We start from the raw sequence: 18154 nt of genomic DNA on the forward strand, positions 1-18154 counted from the left end.
TTAATTATTGAATGTTGGTAAGTTAATTACAAGGATTTTGCTCTTCAATGGTCCAACCATGTTGTTTAAAAAACAGTTCTGAAACAGTTAAAATGATGCCTGCCAGAATAATTAACTCCATCACACTTATTACGTCGCTCATAAACATCCAGCCTAGAGCAAAAAATGCCATAAGTTGAATCGCTTTAAAATACCATGCAACTTTTCGTATTGTACCGTACTTAAGCTGATAGCTTTGCTCTAAAACGCCATCACACATTAATGAAATAACTGCGGTAGATTTTCTAAAGGGCTTTACGATTACATCTAGCTTGCAGGCTTTACCATCAATATCAAATTTATGGCAAGAGGAAGTTTTAAAACTACGGGCTTCTTTTATTAATTCACCATCGACTTTTAAGGTCTCTTTACCGGTATAGGCTGACCCCCAATATTCAATAACATGCTTGCCTAACGTAAATTGTGCTGTTATTCCCTTCATCAGTGAAGCTTTAACGTTCTCTGTTGTCATTGTAATTTCCTTATTAATCAGAAACTCACCCTAATCTAAAAACAAAAAAACGGCAAGCTAAGCTTACCGTTTTGGTATTCAATGGGTAATTGAAATTAAAGTCGAATACCGCCGTCTATTTCAACAACACGGCCTGTAAAGAAATCGTTTTCAACAATGTACTGTGCCGTTTGTGCAATTTCTTCTGCTTCACCAAAGCGACCCACTGGGGTTACAGCCATCATACGCTGTTTTGCCTCTGGCTTCATTGCATCGGTCATTGCAGTGCGAATAACACCCGGTGCAATTGCACCCACACGAATTCCAAAGCGGCCTAGCTCTTTTGCCCAACCCGTTGTCATGGCAACAACACCCGCTTTAGAAGCAGCATAGTTCGTTTGACCAATATTACCTGCTCGTGCAACGCTCGACATATTAACGATAACGCCACCTTTACCAGACTCAATCATGTGGCTTGCTGCTTCACGTCCGGCTAAAAACACGCCCGTCAGGTTTACATCAATAACAGACTGAAATTGGGCAAGCGACATCTTATCAACCACTTTGCCTTCTTTCGCTTTGATAAACATACCATCACGTAAAATACCCGCATTGTTGATAAGCACACCAATATGACCAAAGTCATTATTAATCGTGTTGAATGTTGCAACGACTGCATCTTCATCAGTCACATTTGCAGCATAGGCTTGTACTTTTGTGCCGTATTTAGCCAAGGCAGATACCGCGGTATCGAGGATGTCTTGTTGCATATCAATCAGCGCAATATTTGCGCCAAGCGATGCAAACTTTTCGGCCATCGCAAAGCCTAAACCTTGCGCACCACCAGTAATAACGATGTTGTTGTTTTTAATTTCCACAACACACTCCTACTTCGAGAATAATTTAAAAATGGCACTAAAATCATCACTGCCTGCACCTTGGTGTTGCAGCATGGTGTATAAATTTTTAGCCATTGACCCCATTGGGGTTGATGAATTACTTTGCTGGGCTGCTTCCATAGCAAGACCTAAATCTTTTGCCATTAAATCAACCATAAAGCCCGGTTTATAATCATTACTAGCCGGTGCGGTTTCCATCACACCTGGGCAAGGGTTATAAAGCTCTAAGGTCCAGTTACGGCCTGAACTGGCGGTCATAATGTCACTCAATACTTTGGGGTCTAAGCCATTATTAATGCCCATTTGCAGAGCTTCACTTGTCCCTGCCATCAAAATACTAAGCAGCATGTTGTTACATATTTTAGCCACTTGGCCTGCGCCAATATCACCCGCATGGAAAATATTTTTGCCCATATCAACCAATGCAAGCTTGGCTTTTTCAAAGTGATGTTGCTCACCACCGACAATAAAGGTCAGCGTACCCGCGGTTGCACCTGCAACACCACCTGATACCGGCGCATCAACAAAATCAATGCCTTTTTGTGCCAGTTCGCTGCCTACTTGACGAGCTGATTCAGCATCAATGGTTGAGCAATCGATAACCAATGTTTTACTGTCTAGTAAATTAATTAAGCCCGTTTCACCTAGATAAAGCGACTTAACATGCTTGCTTGCTGGTAGCATACTAATAAAAATATCGGCACCAATAGCACACTCAGCAGCATCGCTTGCGGCCATTGCGCCTTTTGCTTCAAGTTCGCTGACCGCCGCTTTATTTAAATCAAATACGCGTACTGTGTGGCCGGCATTAACTAGGTTAGCCGCCATTGGGCCACCCATGTTGCCTAAACCAATAAAACCTATTGTTAATTTAGCCATCTGTATTACCCCTTGGTTAACACATTGAGTGGGTGAGTTTGCTCATCCCAGCGTGATGTAAAAAAGCTTTCTAGTAAATCAGGTTCAATGTCTGATAGTGACTTAAATTGCCAATTAGGTGCGCCATCTTTATCAATTAATAAAGCACGCACACCCTCTTGAAATTCACCTACTTCACCGCATCGTACCGACATACCAAGCTCCATTTTAAAACACTCAGCAAGTGTTTTGCCTTTCGATGCAGCAAGTTGGCGCTCTACCAATGCACAACTCAGCGGGCAACCATGTGCCAACGATTTTTGAGCACGTGACAGCCATTTATCTTCTGTGTCGATTGCTTGGATATAGTCAATTTTGTCTTCTAGAGTTTCAAACTCAGCAAGCTTTTGAATAACTGCTAGGTTAGCTTTCACATTCCCCTTTGGTACTCGACCTGAAATGTTATCGATAGAGACTAAAATTTGAGTTAGCTTTTCATGGTTTAATGAGGCTGTTTTACCCCATTTTTCAGCAGTGATAGCAGAAAAAATGGCATCAAATTTATCGGCCGTTGCATAATGATCGGCTAAGTTTACAAATAATGCATCTTCGGCATTAATAGAGGCCGCCGTTAAACCTAAAAATAGGCCCACTTGATCTGGCATTTTATGTAAAAAGTAACTGCCGCCAACATCTGGGTACAAGCCAATAGTAAGTTCAGGCATCGCGATTCGAGAAGTGTCAGTTACGACTCGATGACTTGCCCCCGCCATTAAGCCAAGGCCCCCGCCCATCACAATACCGTTACCCCATAACATAATGGGTTTTTCGTAGCAGTGTATTAGGTAATCAAGCTTGTACTCTAACGTGAAGAAATCTTCAATGTAGCTGGCAGGCTCACCTGTGCTCATCGCTTTGTGTAAACTAACCACATCGCCACCGGCACAAAACGCTTTTTCACCTGCACCTTTTAAAATAACCATCGCTACTGAGTCATCGTCAGCCCACTTTCTAAGCTGTGGCTCAAGTAACTGGATCATGTCGTAATTTAATGCATTTAACGACTTTGGCGCGTTAAGTGTTGCAATTGCAATGAGGCCGCTGGCAGCCTCTGCAGTTTCGAACACCACTGGCGCATCTTGATGATTTAGTAGTGTTAAATTACTCATTAGCCATTTACCCAGTTTGCTTTACGCTTTTCTAAGAATGCGTTCACACCTTCGCGTTGGTCTTTGCTGTCGAAAAGTTGAACAAACAGTTCACGCTCAAGTGGTAATGCATGAGCCATAGGCTGAGTACGGCCTTTTTGAATGAGTTCTTTACACGCAGTAACAGCAACAGGGCTCTGTTCAGCGACTTGATTAGCAAGCGCCATTGCTGCATTTAAACTTTCGCCTTGGGCAACAACTTCTTCAACAAGTCCAATTTCAAGTGCTTTGTCGGCTTTTAAACGCTCACCACATAAGATCATGCGTTTTGCCCAACCTTCGCCCACTAACCACGCAAGATTTTGCGTCCCGCCAGCACAAGGCAGTAAGCCTACTTTTGCTTCAGGTAGCGCCATTTGTGCTTGTTGCTCTGCAATACGAATATCGCACGCAAGGGCAACTTCAAGACCGCCGCCCATGGCATAGCCATTTATTGCAGCAATTGAAACACCACGGAAGTTTGTTAATGCTTCAAATGCATCACCAAATACTTTTGACATGGTTGCCGCAACGCCTTTATCGCCACTTGCAAATACATTTAAATCGGCACCGGCACTAAAAAACTTCTCGCCTTGACCTGTGATAACCAATGCATATACGTTTTTATTGGCATTTAATTCTGTCACCGTGTCTTTTAAGGCGGTAAGTGTATCGTGTGTCCAGGTATTCGCAGGCGGGTTATTCATTGTTAACACCGCTACGTTGCCTTCAATAACAAGATCGATAGATGGATTAGACATAGCACGCTCCTTATAGAATGTCGTTAGCTGATTCAGCTAAAATACGGCGCGCAATAATCACACGCATAATTTCGTTTGTACCTTCAAGTATTTGATGTACTCGCACATCTCTAAAATGACGCTCTAGCGGGTATTCTTTGATATAGCCATAGCCACCGTGAATTTGCAGTGCATCATCACATACTTTAAAGCCAACATCAGTGGCAAAGCGTTTTGCCATTGCACAGTAGGTGGTTTTTTCGCTGTCGCCCGTATCAAGTTTAAACGCCGCTAAACGTACCATTTGACGCGCAGCTACAAGCTCCGTGTTCATGTCAGCAATTTTAAATTGCAACGCTTGGAAAGCGGCTAAAGGCTTGCCAAATTGCTCACGCTCTTTTAAATACTCGCGCGCTGTATTAAGTGCAGCTTGCGCCGTACCTAACGAACACGTTGCAATATTAATACGACCGCCATCTAGGCCTTGCATCGCAAATTTAAAACCTTCGCCTTCTTGACCCAGTAAGTTTGCAGCAGGAATACGCACGTCTTCAAAGCTAATTAAGCGTGTTGGTTGTGCATTCCAGCCCATTTTTTCTTCGGCTTTACCATACTCAACGCCGGCTGCATCTGCAGGAACCACAAATGCCGAGATACCTGCAGCACCTTCACCACCGGTGCGTGCCATAACCACTAATAAGTCAGTTTCACCCGCTCCAGAGATAAACATCTTAGAGCCTGAAATCACATACTCGTCGCCTTCTTTAACGGCTTTTGTTTTAAGTGATGCAGCATCAGAACCTGAACCCGGCTCGGTTAAGCAATACGAGGCAAGTAATTCACCCATGACAAGTTGTTCGCAGTATTTTTCTTTTACTGCATCGGTACCGAAGCTTGCTACCATCCAGGTTGCCATATTATGAATCGTTAGCATGGCGGTGGTTGCTGTACACCCCATCGCAAGCTGTTCAAAAATAATGCTTGAATCTAGGCGAGATAACCCTAAACCACCCGCTTCTTCTGGCGTGTATAAACCACAAAAACCAAGCTGACCCGCTGCCTTAATGGTGTCTTTTGGAAAAATGTGTTCTTGATCCCATTTAGCGGCGTAAGGTGCCAGTTCAGACTCTGCAAACTGACGGGCTGTTTCAGCAAAGGCTTGCTGATCTTCGGTTAAATTAAAGTCCATAGTAGACCTCTTAAATTGTTGTCTTATTCTTTGTATAAATCGGTGTTTAAAGAGCGAGGACAGCCTCGCTCATTCCTTATAAAGCGCGCTTACCGGCGCTTATTTAAGGTTAATACTCATGTTTGGACCCGAGGCAATATCGTCCTCAAACCAACGAGACGTAATGGTTTTCGTTTCAGTGTAAAAACGAATACCTTGTTTGCCATACGTGTGTTGATCACCATAGAAAGAGCCTTTCCAACCAGTGAATGAGAAAAACGGCAGTGGCACCGGAATTGGCACGTTAATGCCTACTTGGCCTACTTCGATTTCGTGTTGGAATTTACGTGCGGCTGCACCGCTTGAGGTAAATAATGACGTACCATTACCGTATGGTGAGTTATTAATTAGCGCGATTGCTTCTTCAAGCGTATCAACAAACATACACGCCAGTACTGGACCAAAGATTTCTTCTTTGTATAAATCCATCTCGGTTGTAACATCAGTGAATAACGTTGGACCAACCCAGTTACCTTGCTCATACCCTTCAACAGTAAAGTCTGAGCCATCAATTAAACAGGTTGCACCTTGTGCTTTACCGCCAGCAATAAGCGATAAAATACGGTCTTTTGCCGCTTTTGATGTTTGCGGACCATATGCTGCATTCGCATCATCCCACACACCTGGGCGCACGTTTTCGAAACCCGCTTTAATTTCATCAACCCAGTCTTTCGCTTGACCAACAAAAACAGCAACCGAAATACCCATACAACGCTGACCCGCAGCACCAACCGAAGCACCTACTAGGTTGTTTACAACATGTGATTTACTCGCATCAGGCATGATAACCATGTGGTTTTTGGCGCCAACACAAGCTTGAACACGTTTAAGATTCGCAGTGCCTTTTGAGTAAATATACTCACCGACTCCACACGAACCCACAAATGAAATTGCACGTACAGCAGGGTCTTCTAGTAAGCGGTCTACTTGTGGTTTAGTACCATGAACAACTTGTAAAACACCTTTAGGGGCACCCGCTTCAACAAACAGCTCGGCTAAACGCATTGGTGTAAGTGGGTCTTGCTCTGATGGCTTAAGAATAAACGTGTTACCACACACAATAGCCAGTGGGAACATCCACAGTGGGATCATCGCAGGAAAGTTAAACGGCGTAATACCAGCACACACACCAAGCGGTTGCATATACGAGTATGTATCGATTTTACGCGCCACGTTTTCCATGGTTTCGCCCATCATTAACGAAGGCGCATTTGCGGCTTGTTCAACAACTTCGATACCACGCCATACATCACCTTTCGCATCTTCGAATGTTTTGCCCAGTTCATGACAAATAATCGTTGCTAGCTCATCGTGATTTTCTTTTAATAGCGCGGCATATTTCATCATAATGCGCGCACGTTCAGAAATAGGCACTTCTTTCCACGTTTTAAACGTTTCTTTAGCCGAAGCAATTGCGGCATCCATTTCGGCATCTGTTGCACAAGGCACTTGTGCTAAAACTTCTTGGTTTGCAGGATTAATAACATCAATAAGCTGCGTTGAACTTGATTGGGTAAATTCGCCGTTGATAAATAAAGGTACTTGGTGCATGAGGCACTCCTCCCCAGTGGGTATTAAGAGGCCGCAACATGATAGTTTTTAAAATACGTTGCGGCTGTGAGAGACTAAAAAATGCTTAAATAGCTTCGACTGCCATCGCAACCGCTTCACCACCACCAATACACAGTGAGGCAACGCCTTTGCTAAGACCACGATTCTTTAATGCATGAATTAGGGTGACTAAAATACGTGCGCCGCTGGCACCAATTGGGTGACCCAATGCACATGCACCGCCGTTAACATTCACTTTGCTTTCGTCGAGTTTAAGCTCGTTGATTGCAAGCATAGTTACCATGGCAAATGCTTCATTGATTTCCCAAAGGTCAACGTCTTCTACAGACCAACCTGCTTTATCTAGTAATGACTTCATTGCACCAACAGGTGCTAATGTAAACTCGCTAGGGGCTTGTGAATGTGTGCTGTGAGCAACAATGCGACAAAGCGGTGTTAAACCTTGTGCGTGTGCGTCAGACTCACGCATTAATACAAGAGCAGCAGCACCATCAGAAATTGACGACGAGTTAGCCGCCGTAATAGTGCCATCTTTTTTGAATGCAGGACGTAAGCCTGGGATCTTATCTGGGCGAGCATTACCTGGTTGCTCATCAATAGAAACCGTTACATCGCCTTTACGCGTTGAAATAGTGTGTGCAGCAACTTCGCTCTCAAACGCACCTGATTCAATGGCGGCATTGGCTTTGGTTAACGAGCTTAATGCAAAGTTATCCATTTGTTCACGGCCAATTGAATATTGATCAGCGGTGTCTTGTGCGAAACAGCCCATTGCTTTGTTGTCATAGGCATCTTCGAGGCCATCACACATCATGTGGTCTTTCACTTCACCGTGACCCATACGCATACCACCACGTGCATTAGGTAGCATGTAAGGCGCATTACTCATGCTTTCCATACCACCAGCAACAGCAACATTAATAGAGCCAGACTTAATTAGATCATGCGCGAACATCGCCGCTTTTAAACCTGAGCCACATACTTTATTGATAGTCGTTGCACCGGTGCCTTGATTTAGGCCCGCTTTTAACATTGCTTGACGCGCTGGTGCTTGACCTAAACCTGCCGGTAATACACAGCCCATAATCACTTCGTCGATTTTATCCGCAGATAATCCCGCGTGCTCTAAACTGCTTTTAATGGCAGTCGCCCCTAAATCAGTTGCGTGTGCGCCACTAAGTGCGCCCATAAACCCACCCATAGGTGTGCGTTTTGCGGCAACAATAACAACGGCTTCAGTAGTCATAATTGGCTCCATGTTAGTGGTTATCATCATGTGTTCAAATCATGTGTAACCAAACAGTTAATTTGTTATAGTTTAATTTCGATTTAATTCAGCATACATAATATTTACGTTTACGCCAACGTAAATCTAAAATCAACTTTTTTGCGGCCGGTAAAACTGTAAACTTATCTGTATTTTGCTGTATTAAAAATCAAACATTTCCTCACAAAGCCATATAAATAAGGCGCTGAAATAAATTTTAAGCGCTAACCTTATAAGTCTAAAGTATAACTTCACAATGACACTTTACCTTTACGTAAACTTCACTTATATTGGTGTTATTCGAATGAGGTAAATAAATCATGAAACAAGACAATCAAACAAACTTTGAAAGTGCAGCAGTCGAGCCTGCCAGCAATGAGCAAACGTTTAGTATCAGCGAACTAGCAAAAGAATTTGATATTACAACGCGCTCTATTCGCTTCTATGAAGACCAAGGCTTGATCTCACCTGAGAGAAACGGTCAAACCCGTATTTACTCGAAACGTGACAAAGTAAGGCTAAAACTGATCCTACGAGGTAAACGCTTAGGCTTTACACTTGCCGAAACCGGCCGTTTGTTTGAACTTTACGACGCAGATAAATCAAGCGCTAAACAGTTAGTGACTATGCTTGACCTTATTGCAGAAAAGAAAGCGGATTTAAGCCAACAAATGGACGACATTAAAGTTGTTCTTATGGAATTAGTCACCGCTGAACGTCGCTGTCGTGAAACCCTCAATAACCTAGACGAATAACCTGACACCCTTTTTATACGCGTCAACAGACTCTCACAGGAACACATATTATGAGCACTATTTCACTTTATAAAGAAATGAACTTCGGACTTGGCGAAACCGCAGACATGATCCGTGATCACGTTAATAGCTTCGCAAGCCAAGAGATTGCCCCTCTTGCTGAACAAACAGATTTAGACAACACGTTCCCAAATCAACTTTGGCCACAACTTGGCGAAATGGGTTTATTAGGAATGACGGTAGCTGAAGAATTTGGCGGTGCGGGTTTAGGCTATTTAGAACATGTTATTGCCATGGAAGAAATTAGCCGTGCAAGTGCCTCAATTGGCCTAAGTTATGGTGCTCATTCAAACTTATGTGTAAACCAAATAAACCGTAATGGAACACAAGCGCAAAAAGAAAAATACTTACCAAAGCTTATCAGCGGTGAACACATTGGTGCGCTTGCTATGAGTGAACCCAATGCAGGTTCTGACGTAGTATCAATGAAATTAAAGGCCGAGAAAAAAGGCAACGTATTTGTTCTTAACGGTAACAAAATGTGGATCACCAATGGTCCCGATGCTGATACGTTCGTTATTTATGCCAAAACCGATTTAAATGCAGGCCCTAAAGGGATCACTGCTTTCATCGTTGAGCGCAACACACCAGGATTTTCTACCGCACAAAAACTAGACAAACTGGGTATGCGCGGTTCGAATACTTGTGAACTTGTATTTGAAAACTGTGAAGTACCAGAAGAAAACATTTTAGGTAACTTAAACGAAGGCGTAAAAGTCTTAATGAGTGGCCTTGATTACGAGCGTGTTGTATTAGCCGCGGGTCCACTTGGTATCATGCAAGCCTGTATGGACATTGTTGTACCGTACATTCATGAACGTAAACAGTTCGATAGCCCAATTGGTCAATTCCAATTAATTCAAGGCAAAATTGCCGACATGTACACGCAAATGAATGCAGCGCGTTCATATGTTTACACGGTAGCTCGCGCATGCGATCGCGGTGAAACAACACGTAAAGATGCGGCTGGTGCCATTTTATATGCAGCAGAACTGGCAACTAAGATGGCATTAGATGCAATTCAGATCTTAGGCGGTAACGGTTATATCAACGAGTACGCGACAGGCCGTTTATTACGTGACGCTAAACTTTATGAAATTGGTGCGGGTACTTCTGAAATCCGCCGTATGCTGATTGGTCGCGAATTATTCACTGAGAGCCGATAAGGATTAAAGTTATGACGATTTTAAAATCGAGTGTTAATCCACACGATCCGCAATTTCTGCAAAATCACGATAACATGGCTGCCCTTGTAAACGACTTACGTGAAAAAGTGGCCGACATCCGCTTAGGCGGTGGCCCTGCTTTAATCGAACGCCATGTTGGCCGTGGTAAGTTATTTGTACGCGATCGTATCGAAACATTATTAGATGAAGGTTCGCCGTTCTTAGAGATTTCTCAATTTGCGGCGTTTGGTGTTTACGAGCAAGCGATTCCATGTGCAGGCGTTGTTGCGGGTATTGGTCGTGTTAAAGGCGTTGAATGTATGATTATCGCCAACGATGCCACTGTTAAAGGAGGGACATATTTCCCACTAACAGTGAAAAAGCATCTGCGCGCACAAGACATTGCAGAGCGTTGCCATTTACCGTGTATTTATTTAGTTGATTCGGGCGGTGCAAACCTGCCTGAACAAGACGATGTATTCCCAGATAAACTGCATTTTGGTCACATTTTCTATAATCAAGCACGTATGTCGGGTAAAGGCATTCCGCAAATTGCGGTGGTAATGGGCTTATGTACTGCTGGCGGCGCGTATGTGCCTGCAATGGCAGATGAAAGCATTATCGTAAAAGAACAAGGCACTATTTTCTTAGCGGGTCCACCGCTTGTAAAAGCCGCAACAGGTGAAGAAGTTAGCGCTGAAGAGCTAGGCGGTGCCGATGTGCACTGTAAAACATCGGGTGTGGCCGATCACTATGCTGAAAACGATGCACATGCACTGTCTATTGCACGTCAATGTATTGAGCGCATTAATTATCAGCGCCCTACTGCACCATTACTTGAAGACGTAAAACCTCCACGTTACGACATTAACGAGATTTACGGCATTGTTGGTACTGATCTTAAAAAGCCATTTGATGTACGTGAAGTCATTGCACGAGTGGTTGATGACTCATCATTTGATGAGTTTAAACGCTACTTTGGTGAAACCTTGGTAACGGGCTTTGCGAAAATTTTTGGCCACCCTGTTGGTATCGTTGCTAACAATGGCATTTTATTTAGTGAATCAGCTCAAAAAGGTGCGCACTTTATTCAGTTGTGCGCGCAGCGAAATATCCCTTTAGTCTTCTTACAAAATATCACCGGCTTTATGGTGGGTAAAAAGTACGAGGCAGAAGGTATCGCAAAACACGGTGCCAAAATGGTTACCGCGGTATCGTGTGCTGATGTACCCAAATTCACCGTGTTAATTGGTGGCTCTTATGGTGCGGGTAACTACGGTATGTGTGGCCGAGCGTTTGAACCAACAATGATGTGGATGTGGCCTAATGCCCGTATTTCGGTTATGGGTGGCGAGCAAGCAGCTGGCGTACTTGCTCAAGTGAAGCAAGACGGTTTAGCACGCAAAGGCGAAAGCATGACTGATGTGCAAATTAGCGAATTTAAAAAGCCAATTATCGAGCAATACGAAAAACAAGGTCATCCTTATTATGCCAGTGCACGACTGTGGGATGATGGCATTATCGACCCTGCCGATACACGTAATGTGTTAGGTCTTGCTTTAAGTGCTGCTAAAAACGCCCCAGAGCGTGATTCTCAGTTTGGCGTATTTAGAATGTAATGGAGGCCGTATGTCAGTAACACTACAAATAACAAAATCAAATGTGGCTGTCCTCGTTTTAAACCGCCCAGAAAAACACAATGCATTTAATGAGGACGTGATTAGCGAACTCATTCAGTGCATTGAGCACGCCAATAGCTGTGATGTACGTGCTTTGGTATTAAAAACACAAGGTAAGCATTTTTCTGCAGGCGCTGATTTAAATTGGATGAAGTCGATGGCTGGCAATGACTTTGCAGAAAACTTCGCAGATTCAAAGCAACTTGCCAAATTAATGCATGTGCTTGCAACAAGCCCTCATCCAACGCTATGTGCCGTACAAGGGGCTGCATTTGGTGGTGCGTTAGGCTTAATAGCCTGTTGTGATATTGCTATTTGCCAAGACGATGCACAATTTTGTTTAAGCGAAGTGAAGTTAGGTTTAATTCCAGCTGTGATTAGTCCGTATGTGATCAAAGCGATTGGTGAGCGTGCTGCACGCCGTTACTTTTTAACCGCAGAAATCTTTGATGCACACACAGCGAAACAATTAGGTTTAATTCATCAAGTGACCGGTGACTTACAAACAGCATTAGACAAGCACTTGCAAAGCCTTGTTAATAATGGGCCTATTGCAGTGAAAGCAGCCAAACAGCTAATCAATGATGTTGCGGGTAAAGCCATTGATGAAACACTAATCGATTTAACAGCAGAGCGTATTGCGCGTATTCGTGTATCAGACGAAGGACAAGAAGGTCTTAGCGCATTTTTTGAAAAACGCAGCCCAAATTGGCAGAAATAGGATCCATTATGACAACAAAAACGTTGAAAAAAATTCTCGTTGCAAACCGTGGTGAAATTGCCTGCCGAGTTATGCGCACAGCAAAACAAATGGGCCTAACTACGGTTGCTGTATATTCAGATGCAGATAAACACGCGCAACATGTAAAGCTGGCCGATGAGGCCTATCACATTGGTCCTGCACCAAGTAAAGATTCATACTTAGTCGCAGATAAAATTATCGACGTTGCAAAACAGACCTCCGTTGATTGCATTCACCCCGGCTACGGTTTTTTATCTGAAAACAGTGAATTTGCCCTAGCCTGTGAGCAAAACGACATTGCATTTATTGGTCCTCCAGCATCAAGTATTGAAGCAATGGGTTCTAAAACGCGTGCAAAAGAAATTATGCACGAAGCCAATGTCCCTTTAGTGCCGGGCTATTATGGCGATAACCAAGACACTGAATTTTTAAAAGCCGAAGCAGAAAAAATTGGCTACCCTGTCCTTATCAAAGCAGCCTTTGGCGGTGGCGGTAAAGGAATGCGTGTAGTAGAGCATGCAAAAGACTTTATCAGTGCGCTTGAAGGGGCAAAGCGTGAAGCTAAAGCTGGCTTTGGTAATGATTTAGTGCTTCTAGAGCGTTACGTTACTAAACCCCGTCATGTTGAAGTACAAGTATTTGCAGACAATCATGGCAACTGTGTTTATTTAGGCGATCGTGACTGTTCTTTACAACGTCGCCATCAAAAAGTAATTGAAGAAGCACCGGCACCGGGTTTATCTGATTCGCTACGAAAAGAAATGGGTCAAGCCGCTGTACGCTGTGCACAAGCAATTAACTATCGTGGTGCGGGTACTGTTGAGTTTTTACTGTGTGGCGATGAGTTCTTCTTCATGGAAATGAACACTCGTTTACAAGTAGAGCACCCGGTAACCGAAATGGTCACTGGCGTTGACTTAGTAAGCTGGCAAATTAATGTGGCTGCAGGTGGAAAACTGCCGCTGTCACAAGCGGATATTCAGCTGCAAGGTCATAGCTTTGAAGCACGTATTTATGCAGAAGACCCAAGCAATGACTTTATCCCGTGTTCTGGCCGTATTGATGCCCTATTCACCCCGACTGAATCAGAGTTTGTACGCATAGACACAGGCATTGCCGCTGGCGATGAAATTAGCCCGTTTTACGACCCAATGATTGCTAAGCTCATTGTTCACGATGACAACCGTGAGGCAGCGCTTGGTCGTTTATCAAAAGCACTGCAACAATTTCATTTAGCTGGATTTAGTTGTAACGTTAACTTTTTGCACAACCTTGCTAACCACCCAACGTTTCAAGCTGGTGCGCCTGATACACACTTTATTGAAGATCAAGGTGCGCAATTAGTCGCTAAAGACGAGCAACAACATACACTCGCGACAGTAATCGCTGCATTTGCATACATGAGCACACTAAAAGGCAGTAGTGCGAGTCCATGGCAGCAATTAACTGGCTTTATGCTAAACAGCGCTGCGCTAACAAAAATCCCATTTACTGATGTTGCGGTGCAAGCTGAAAAGTGTGCCGATGGTTTTAAAATCAACCTCAACTCAGTTGACTATACAAGTTCAGGCACCGTTGAAAATGGCCTTGCTCGCTTAGTCATTAATGGTGAAAAAGTTGTCGCGCATGTTATCCAAACAGACACGCATATCACTGTAATGTATAACGCTCAGCAAACAGTGATTGAACTCATCGATAAACACTACATTAGTGAACATGAAAGTGATGCACTTCCTCTTGCGGCCCCATTAAACGGCACAGTCGTTAAACACCTTGTTGCTGTGGGTAGCGAAGTTGTTAAAGGCGATGCGGTTGTAATTATCGAAGCAATGAAAATGGAATACACGCTTAATGCTCCACATGATGGTGTATTAACCAGCTACTGTTTTGGTGAAGGTGAATTAGTTAGCCATGGCGATATGCTCGCCATAGTCGAGGAACAGGAGGCGGTATGACACAGTTCCCTGCGTGTGTACGTATTGTTGAAGTGGGTGCCCGTGATGGACTGCAAAATGAAGCAGCCGTCACCAGCCAAGATAAAATCGAACTAATTAACGCCCTAGCCAACGCGGGTCTTAACGATATTGAAGCGGGTGCATTTGTATCACCTAAATGGGTGCCGCAAATGGCTGACTCACGTGATGTGATCAACGCATTAAACTTACCTAATGTTAATTTAAGTGCGCTAACCCCTAACTTACGTGGTGCAGAAGCCGCTCATCAAGTGGGCATTAAAGAGTTTGCTATATTTACCGCAGCCAGCGAAGCATTTTGTCAAAAGAACATTAACTGCTCGATTGATGAAAGTATTGACCGCTTTAAAGAGGTCATGGACTTTGCGAAAGAAAATAATATTCGTGTTCGTGGCTATGTAAGTTGTGTAATGGGTTGCCCTTACCAAGGTGACGTTGACTACACTGATGTATTAAAGGTGTCGCAGCGTTTATTAGACTTGGGTTGTTACGAAATTAGCCTTGGTGACACAATTGGCGTAGGAACAGCAAAAAAAGTGGACGAGTTATTAGATTTATTACTGCAACATATTGATAAGTCAAAACTCGCTGTACATTTTCACGACACCTACGGGCAAGCGCTCACAAATATTTACACCGCGCTAATGCGAGGTATTTCAACAGTTGACAGTGCCGTTGCAGGCCTTGGTGGCTGCCCTTATGCCAAAGGAGCGTCAGGAAATGTTGCCACTGAAGATGTGGTTTACTTACTGCAAGGGCTTGGCATAGAGCATGGAATTGATTTAGAAAGACTGGCGAAAGCTGGTTGGGCTATTTGTAGCGCATTAAATAAACAACCTGTCAGCAAGGTTTCACTTGCTCTAAAGAACACGCAGAATAATTAAGGAGTAGGCTCATGGCCGGTTTTGATAAAGTGGTTTCGAGTTACGAAGCTGCGATGGAAGGTTTAAAAGATGGCGATACCATTATCGCTGGTGGCTTTGGCTTGTGTGGTATTCCTGAAGGACTTATCGGCGAAATAAAGCGTAAACAAACAAAAAACTTAACGGTTGTATCTAACAACTGTGGTGTTGACGACTTTGGTTTAGGTATTTTGCTACACGACAAGCAAATTAAAAAAATCATCGCCTCTTATGTTGGTGAAAATGCCTTATTTGAACAACAGTTACTTAATGGCGAAATTGACGTAGTACTTACGCCACAAGGTACACTTGCTGAGAAAATGCGTGCTGGTGGTGCGGGTATTCCTGCATTTTACACTGCAACTGGTTACGGCACCCCTGTTGCACAAGGCAAAGAAGTTAAAGAATTTGATGGCCGCCCATACATTTTAGAAGAATCAATTACAGGTGAGTTTGCGATTGTTAAAGCATGGAAAGCCGATCGCTATGGCAACCTCGTGTTTCGTCACACAGCCATGAACTTTAATCCAATGGCTGCAACCGCAGGTAAGATTACCGTTGCTGAGGTCGAAGAAATCGTAGAGCCGGGTGAACTGGAGCCGAGCCAAATTCACACCCCAGGCATTTACGTTAATCGTGTGATCAAGGGTAACTTTGAAAAACGCATCGAACGTGTAACGACTCGCGATTAAGGAGCATTAAAATGGCATTATCACGTGAACAAGTAGCTATGCGCGTTGCACAAGAGCTACAAGACGGTTATTACGTTAATTTAGGGATTGGTATCCCTACCCTTGTCGCTAACTATGTACCCGATGGCATAGAAGTCATGCTGCAATCTGAAAATGGTCTGTTAGGAATGGGTGCGTACCCATCTAAAGACCAAGTTGATGCAGATATGATCAACGCGGGTAAAGAAACCGTGACAGCAGCAACAGGTGCAGCAATATTTAATAGTGCAGATAGTTTTGCCATGATACGGGGTGGTCATGTAGACTTAACAGTATTAGGTGCATTTGAAGTTGACCAGAACGGAAACATCGCATCGTGGATGATCCCAAAAAAGCTGATTAAAGGCATGGGTGGCGCGATGGACCTTGTTGCTGGCGCGAAGAATATTATTGTTACGATGACGCATGCAAGTAAGCATGGCGACTCTAAGTTATTAGAAAGTTGCACTTTACCGTTAACTGGGGTTAACTGTGTAAAGAAAATCGTAACTGATTTAGCCGTACTCGAAGTCAAAGACGGCGCTTTTCATCTACTAGAGCGCGCACCAGGCGTGTCAGTAGATGAAATCATAAGCAAAACGGCAGGAAAATTGCTTATTGAAGGTGATGTCCCTGAAATGGTTTTCTAACCACTGACATCCCAATGTACCGACCTCATTCCCAGTGCCAATGGCGCTGAGTTACCCAAAATCCCTCGCAAGAGGGATTTTTTTTATCTTTTATATCCCCCTCACTGCACCAATTTGTCACACAATTAGTATAAAATGCCCTAAACTTGTGAGTAACACGTAAGGAGCACTTTACTTGTTACCAATAAATAAAAACTGCTACACTCGCCTTTTTTGCTTTTTGAGGCGAAAAACTAGATTAAACAAGCAATTAACGCTTAATTTTTAGGCGTTATCGCAAAAGTTAGCTATATTCACCCTTTAGTCTGTTAGTTTTTAAATATTGGGATAATAATTGCTTAGCTCTTAACTTCATAAAACGCGCTATTGAGAATTACTGAAATTAACTATGCAAACACCTATTCGTGGCCTACGCTCATTTTGTTTCGCTGCTCGCACACTGAGCTTTAAAGATGCAGCAAACCAACTTTATCTTACGCCATCAGCCGTAAGCCATCAGATCAAGCAATTAGAAGAGCAATTGGGGATTGAGCTATTCGAACGTCAAACTCGCTCTATTCGTTTAACCGCTGCGGGTAAGAACTTTTATGATTCAGTGTCACCTCTGATTAAAGCTCTCGAAAAAACCATTAATGAATTTAGTCAGTTACAAGAAAATATCACTATAAGCATTACTCTGCCTGAGTTTTTTGCCAGTGAATTATTAATGCCAAAGTTGAGTGAGTGGACCGCCGATCATCCAAACACTAACTTACAGCTAAACACCTTAAAAACGCGCAAAGAACTGACCAAGCAAAGTGACTTATCAATTGTATTATCGTCATCTAAGCCACACGAAGGGGTTGTACACGAATTATTTTCGTTGTCGTATACACCGGCATGTAATAAAGAAAACTGGCAAGCATGGCACGAAAACCCTTTTCAAGCCCTTAATGAAGTGCCCCTAATACTGCATAAAGCACGTCCTTGGGCATGGCACCAATGGGCTGAACATGCAGGTATTGAAGACTTCGCACCAAAACAAATTATTCAGGTTGATAGTATGTTCGGGGTTGCGCGAGCTGCACAGCAAGGGATGGGAATTGCACTTATTCCTTTGCCTATTAGTCAAACCTGGTTTGAAGAGCAATGGCTATTTAATTTTACTGATATGCCATTAAAAACCAAAGATAAATACTATTTAGTCCAGCACGAACCGAGTGAAACTAACGCACAGCTAGAGTTATTTATAAAGTGGATGATTGATACGTTTAAGCATTTAAAATAATCACTTATC

The 18154-nt window shown here is 43.3% G+C and carries 17 protein-coding genes; 9 read left to right on the forward strand and 8 right to left on the reverse strand.

Annotated elements, in window-relative coordinates; translation table 11 throughout:
• Window positions 1-22: 22 nt before the first annotated feature.
• The 8 genes from JIG41_RS21145 to JIG41_RS21180 form a co-directional block, all read right to left on the reverse strand.
• Window positions 23-511, reverse strand: coding sequence for a hypothetical protein (locus JIG41_RS21145; RefSeq protein ID WP_199525418.1), 489 nt, complete (start codon window positions 509-511; stop codon window positions 23-25).
• Window positions 512-606: 95 nt separating this feature from the next.
• Window positions 607-1368 carry an SDR family oxidoreductase gene (locus JIG41_RS21150; RefSeq protein WP_199525419.1) on the reverse strand — a complete coding sequence of 254 codons (762 nt, stop codon included), beginning with the start codon at window positions 1366-1368 and terminating at the stop codon, window positions 607-609.
• 9 nt (window positions 1369-1377) lie between these two features.
• Window positions 1378-2268, reverse strand: a complete 891-nt coding sequence (gene mmsB / locus JIG41_RS21155) for a 3-hydroxyisobutyrate dehydrogenase (RefSeq protein WP_199525420.1) — start codon at window positions 2266-2268, stop codon at window positions 1378-1380.
• A gap of 5 nt (window positions 2269-2273) precedes the next feature.
• A complete protein-coding gene (locus JIG41_RS21160; RefSeq protein WP_036968442.1) occupies window positions 2274-3416 on the reverse strand; it encodes an enoyl-CoA hydratase/isomerase family protein in 1143 nt (380 codons plus the stop codon).
• A complete protein-coding gene (locus tag JIG41_RS21165; protein WP_065979914.1) occupies window positions 3416-4195 on the reverse strand; it encodes an enoyl-CoA hydratase in 780 nt (259 codons plus the stop codon). The genes JIG41_RS21160 and JIG41_RS21165 overlap by 1 nt, the downstream gene beginning before the upstream one ends.
• A 10-nt stretch (window positions 4196-4205) precedes the next feature.
• Window positions 4206-5363 carry an acyl-CoA dehydrogenase family protein gene (locus JIG41_RS21170; RefSeq protein WP_036968447.1) on the reverse strand — a complete coding sequence of 386 codons (1158 nt, stop codon included), beginning with the start codon at window positions 5361-5363 and terminating at the stop codon, window positions 4206-4208.
• A gap of 99 nt (window positions 5364-5462) precedes the next feature.
• Window positions 5463-6953 (reverse strand): CoA-acylating methylmalonate-semialdehyde dehydrogenase, encoded by a 1491-nt coding sequence (locus JIG41_RS21175; RefSeq protein WP_065979912.1) that lies wholly within the window; start codon window positions 6951-6953, stop codon window positions 5463-5465.
• A gap of 85 nt (window positions 6954-7038) precedes the next feature.
• Window positions 7039-8220 carry an acetyl-CoA C-acyltransferase gene (locus tag JIG41_RS21180; protein ID WP_036968453.1) on the reverse strand — a complete coding sequence of 394 codons (1182 nt, stop codon included), beginning with the start codon at window positions 8218-8220 and terminating at the stop codon, window positions 7039-7041.
• Window positions 8221-8561: 341 nt separating this feature from the next.
• Between JIG41_RS21180 and JIG41_RS21185 the strand changes: the two genes are divergently transcribed.
• From JIG41_RS21185 to JIG41_RS21225, 9 genes are all read left to right on the forward strand, one after another.
• Window positions 8562-8996 carry a MerR family DNA-binding transcriptional regulator gene (locus JIG41_RS21185; protein WP_036968456.1) on the forward strand — a complete coding sequence of 145 codons (435 nt, stop codon included), beginning with the start codon at window positions 8562-8564 and terminating at the stop codon, window positions 8994-8996.
• 50 nt (window positions 8997-9046) lie between these two features.
• A complete protein-coding gene (locus JIG41_RS21190) occupies window positions 9047-10222 on the forward strand; it encodes an isovaleryl-CoA dehydrogenase (RefSeq protein WP_036968459.1) in 1176 nt (391 codons plus the stop codon).
• A gap of 11 nt (window positions 10223-10233) precedes the next feature.
• Complete coding sequence (locus tag JIG41_RS21195) at window positions 10234-11841, forward strand: carboxyl transferase domain-containing protein (RefSeq protein WP_199525421.1); 1608 nt, start codon at window positions 10234-10236, stop codon at window positions 11839-11841.
• Between the two features lie 10 nt (window positions 11842-11851).
• Window positions 11852-12622: an enoyl-CoA hydratase/isomerase family protein gene (locus JIG41_RS21200; protein WP_036968466.1), complete on the forward strand. Its 771-nt coding sequence runs from the start codon at window positions 11852-11854 to the stop codon at window positions 12620-12622.
• Window positions 12623-12630: 8 nt separating this feature from the next.
• Entirely contained in the window at window positions 12631-14598 is a 1968-nt protein-coding gene (locus JIG41_RS21205; protein ID WP_199525422.1) for an acetyl/propionyl/methylcrotonyl-CoA carboxylase subunit alpha, read from the forward strand.
• Complete coding sequence (locus JIG41_RS21210; RefSeq protein ID WP_118844254.1) at window positions 14595-15500, forward strand: hydroxymethylglutaryl-CoA lyase; 906 nt, start codon at window positions 14595-14597, stop codon at window positions 15498-15500. The genes JIG41_RS21205 and JIG41_RS21210 overlap by 4 nt, the downstream gene beginning before the upstream one ends.
• Before the next feature lie 11 nt (window positions 15501-15511).
• On the forward strand, window positions 15512-16210 hold the full coding sequence (locus JIG41_RS21215; protein WP_036968475.1) for a CoA transferase subunit A: 699 nt from the start codon (window positions 15512-15514) through the stop codon (window positions 16208-16210).
• Window positions 16211-16221: 11 nt separating this feature from the next.
• Window positions 16222-16878, forward strand: coding sequence for a 3-oxoacid CoA-transferase subunit B (locus tag JIG41_RS21220; RefSeq protein WP_065979908.1), 657 nt, complete (start codon window positions 16222-16224; stop codon window positions 16876-16878).
• Window positions 16879-17266: 388 nt separating this feature from the next.
• Window positions 17267-18145 (forward strand): LysR family transcriptional regulator, encoded by an 879-nt coding sequence (locus JIG41_RS21225; protein ID WP_036968484.1) that lies wholly within the window; start codon window positions 17267-17269, stop codon window positions 18143-18145.
• Window positions 18146-18154 lie beyond the last annotated feature (9 nt).

Origin of the sequence: Pseudoalteromonas sp. bablab_jr011 (genome assembly GCF_016464045.1) — a bacterium.
GTDB classification, from domain to species: Bacteria; Pseudomonadota; Gammaproteobacteria; order Enterobacterales; family Alteromonadaceae; genus Pseudoalteromonas; species Pseudoalteromonas lipolytica.

What these genes read in the sequence shown, in the direction of transcription:
- JIG41_RS21145 (WP_199525418.1), bottom strand. Translation starts at nt 511, where the DNA reads ATGACAACAGAGAACGTTAAAGCTTCACTGATGAAGGGAATAACAGCA.
- mmsB (WP_199525420.1), bottom strand. Translation starts at nt 2,268, where the DNA reads ATGGCTAAATTAACAATAGGTTTTATTGGTTTAGGCAACATGGGTGGC.
- JIG41_RS21160 (WP_036968442.1), bottom strand. Translation starts at nt 3,416, where the DNA reads ATGAGTAATTTAACACTACTAAATCATCAAGATGCGCCAGTGGTGTTC.
- JIG41_RS21165 (WP_065979914.1), bottom strand. Translation starts at nt 4,195, where the DNA reads ATGTCTAATCCATCTATCGATCTTGTTATTGAAGGCAACGTAGCGGTG.
- JIG41_RS21170 (WP_036968447.1), bottom strand. Translation starts at nt 5,363, where the DNA reads ATGGACTTTAATTTAACCGAAGATCAGCAAGCCTTTGCTGAAACAGCC.
- JIG41_RS21175 (WP_065979912.1), bottom strand. Translation starts at nt 6,953, where the DNA reads ATGCACCAAGTACCTTTATTTATCAACGGCGAATTTACCCAATCAAGT.
- JIG41_RS21180 (WP_036968453.1), bottom strand. Translation starts at nt 8,220, where the DNA reads ATGACTACTGAAGCCGTTGTTATTGTTGCCGCAAAACGCACACCTATG.
- JIG41_RS21185 (WP_036968456.1), top strand. Translation starts at nt 8,562, where the DNA reads ATGAAACAAGACAATCAAACAAACTTTGAAAGTGCAGCAGTCGAGCCT.
- JIG41_RS21190 (WP_036968459.1), top strand. Translation starts at nt 9,047, where the DNA reads ATGAGCACTATTTCACTTTATAAAGAAATGAACTTCGGACTTGGCGAA.
- JIG41_RS21195 (WP_199525421.1), top strand. Translation starts at nt 10,234, where the DNA reads ATGACGATTTTAAAATCGAGTGTTAATCCACACGATCCGCAATTTCTG.
- JIG41_RS21200 (WP_036968466.1), top strand. Translation starts at nt 11,852, where the DNA reads ATGTCAGTAACACTACAAATAACAAAATCAAATGTGGCTGTCCTCGTT.
- JIG41_RS21205 (WP_199525422.1), top strand. Translation starts at nt 12,631, where the DNA reads ATGACAACAAAAACGTTGAAAAAAATTCTCGTTGCAAACCGTGGTGAA.
- JIG41_RS21210 (WP_118844254.1), top strand. Translation starts at nt 14,595, where the DNA reads ATGACACAGTTCCCTGCGTGTGTACGTATTGTTGAAGTGGGTGCCCGT.
- JIG41_RS21215 (WP_036968475.1), top strand. Translation starts at nt 15,512, where the DNA reads ATGGCCGGTTTTGATAAAGTGGTTTCGAGTTACGAAGCTGCGATGGAA.
- JIG41_RS21220 (WP_065979908.1), top strand. Translation starts at nt 16,222, where the DNA reads ATGGCATTATCACGTGAACAAGTAGCTATGCGCGTTGCACAAGAGCTA.
- JIG41_RS21225 (WP_036968484.1), top strand. Translation starts at nt 17,267, where the DNA reads ATGCAAACACCTATTCGTGGCCTACGCTCATTTTGTTTCGCTGCTCGC.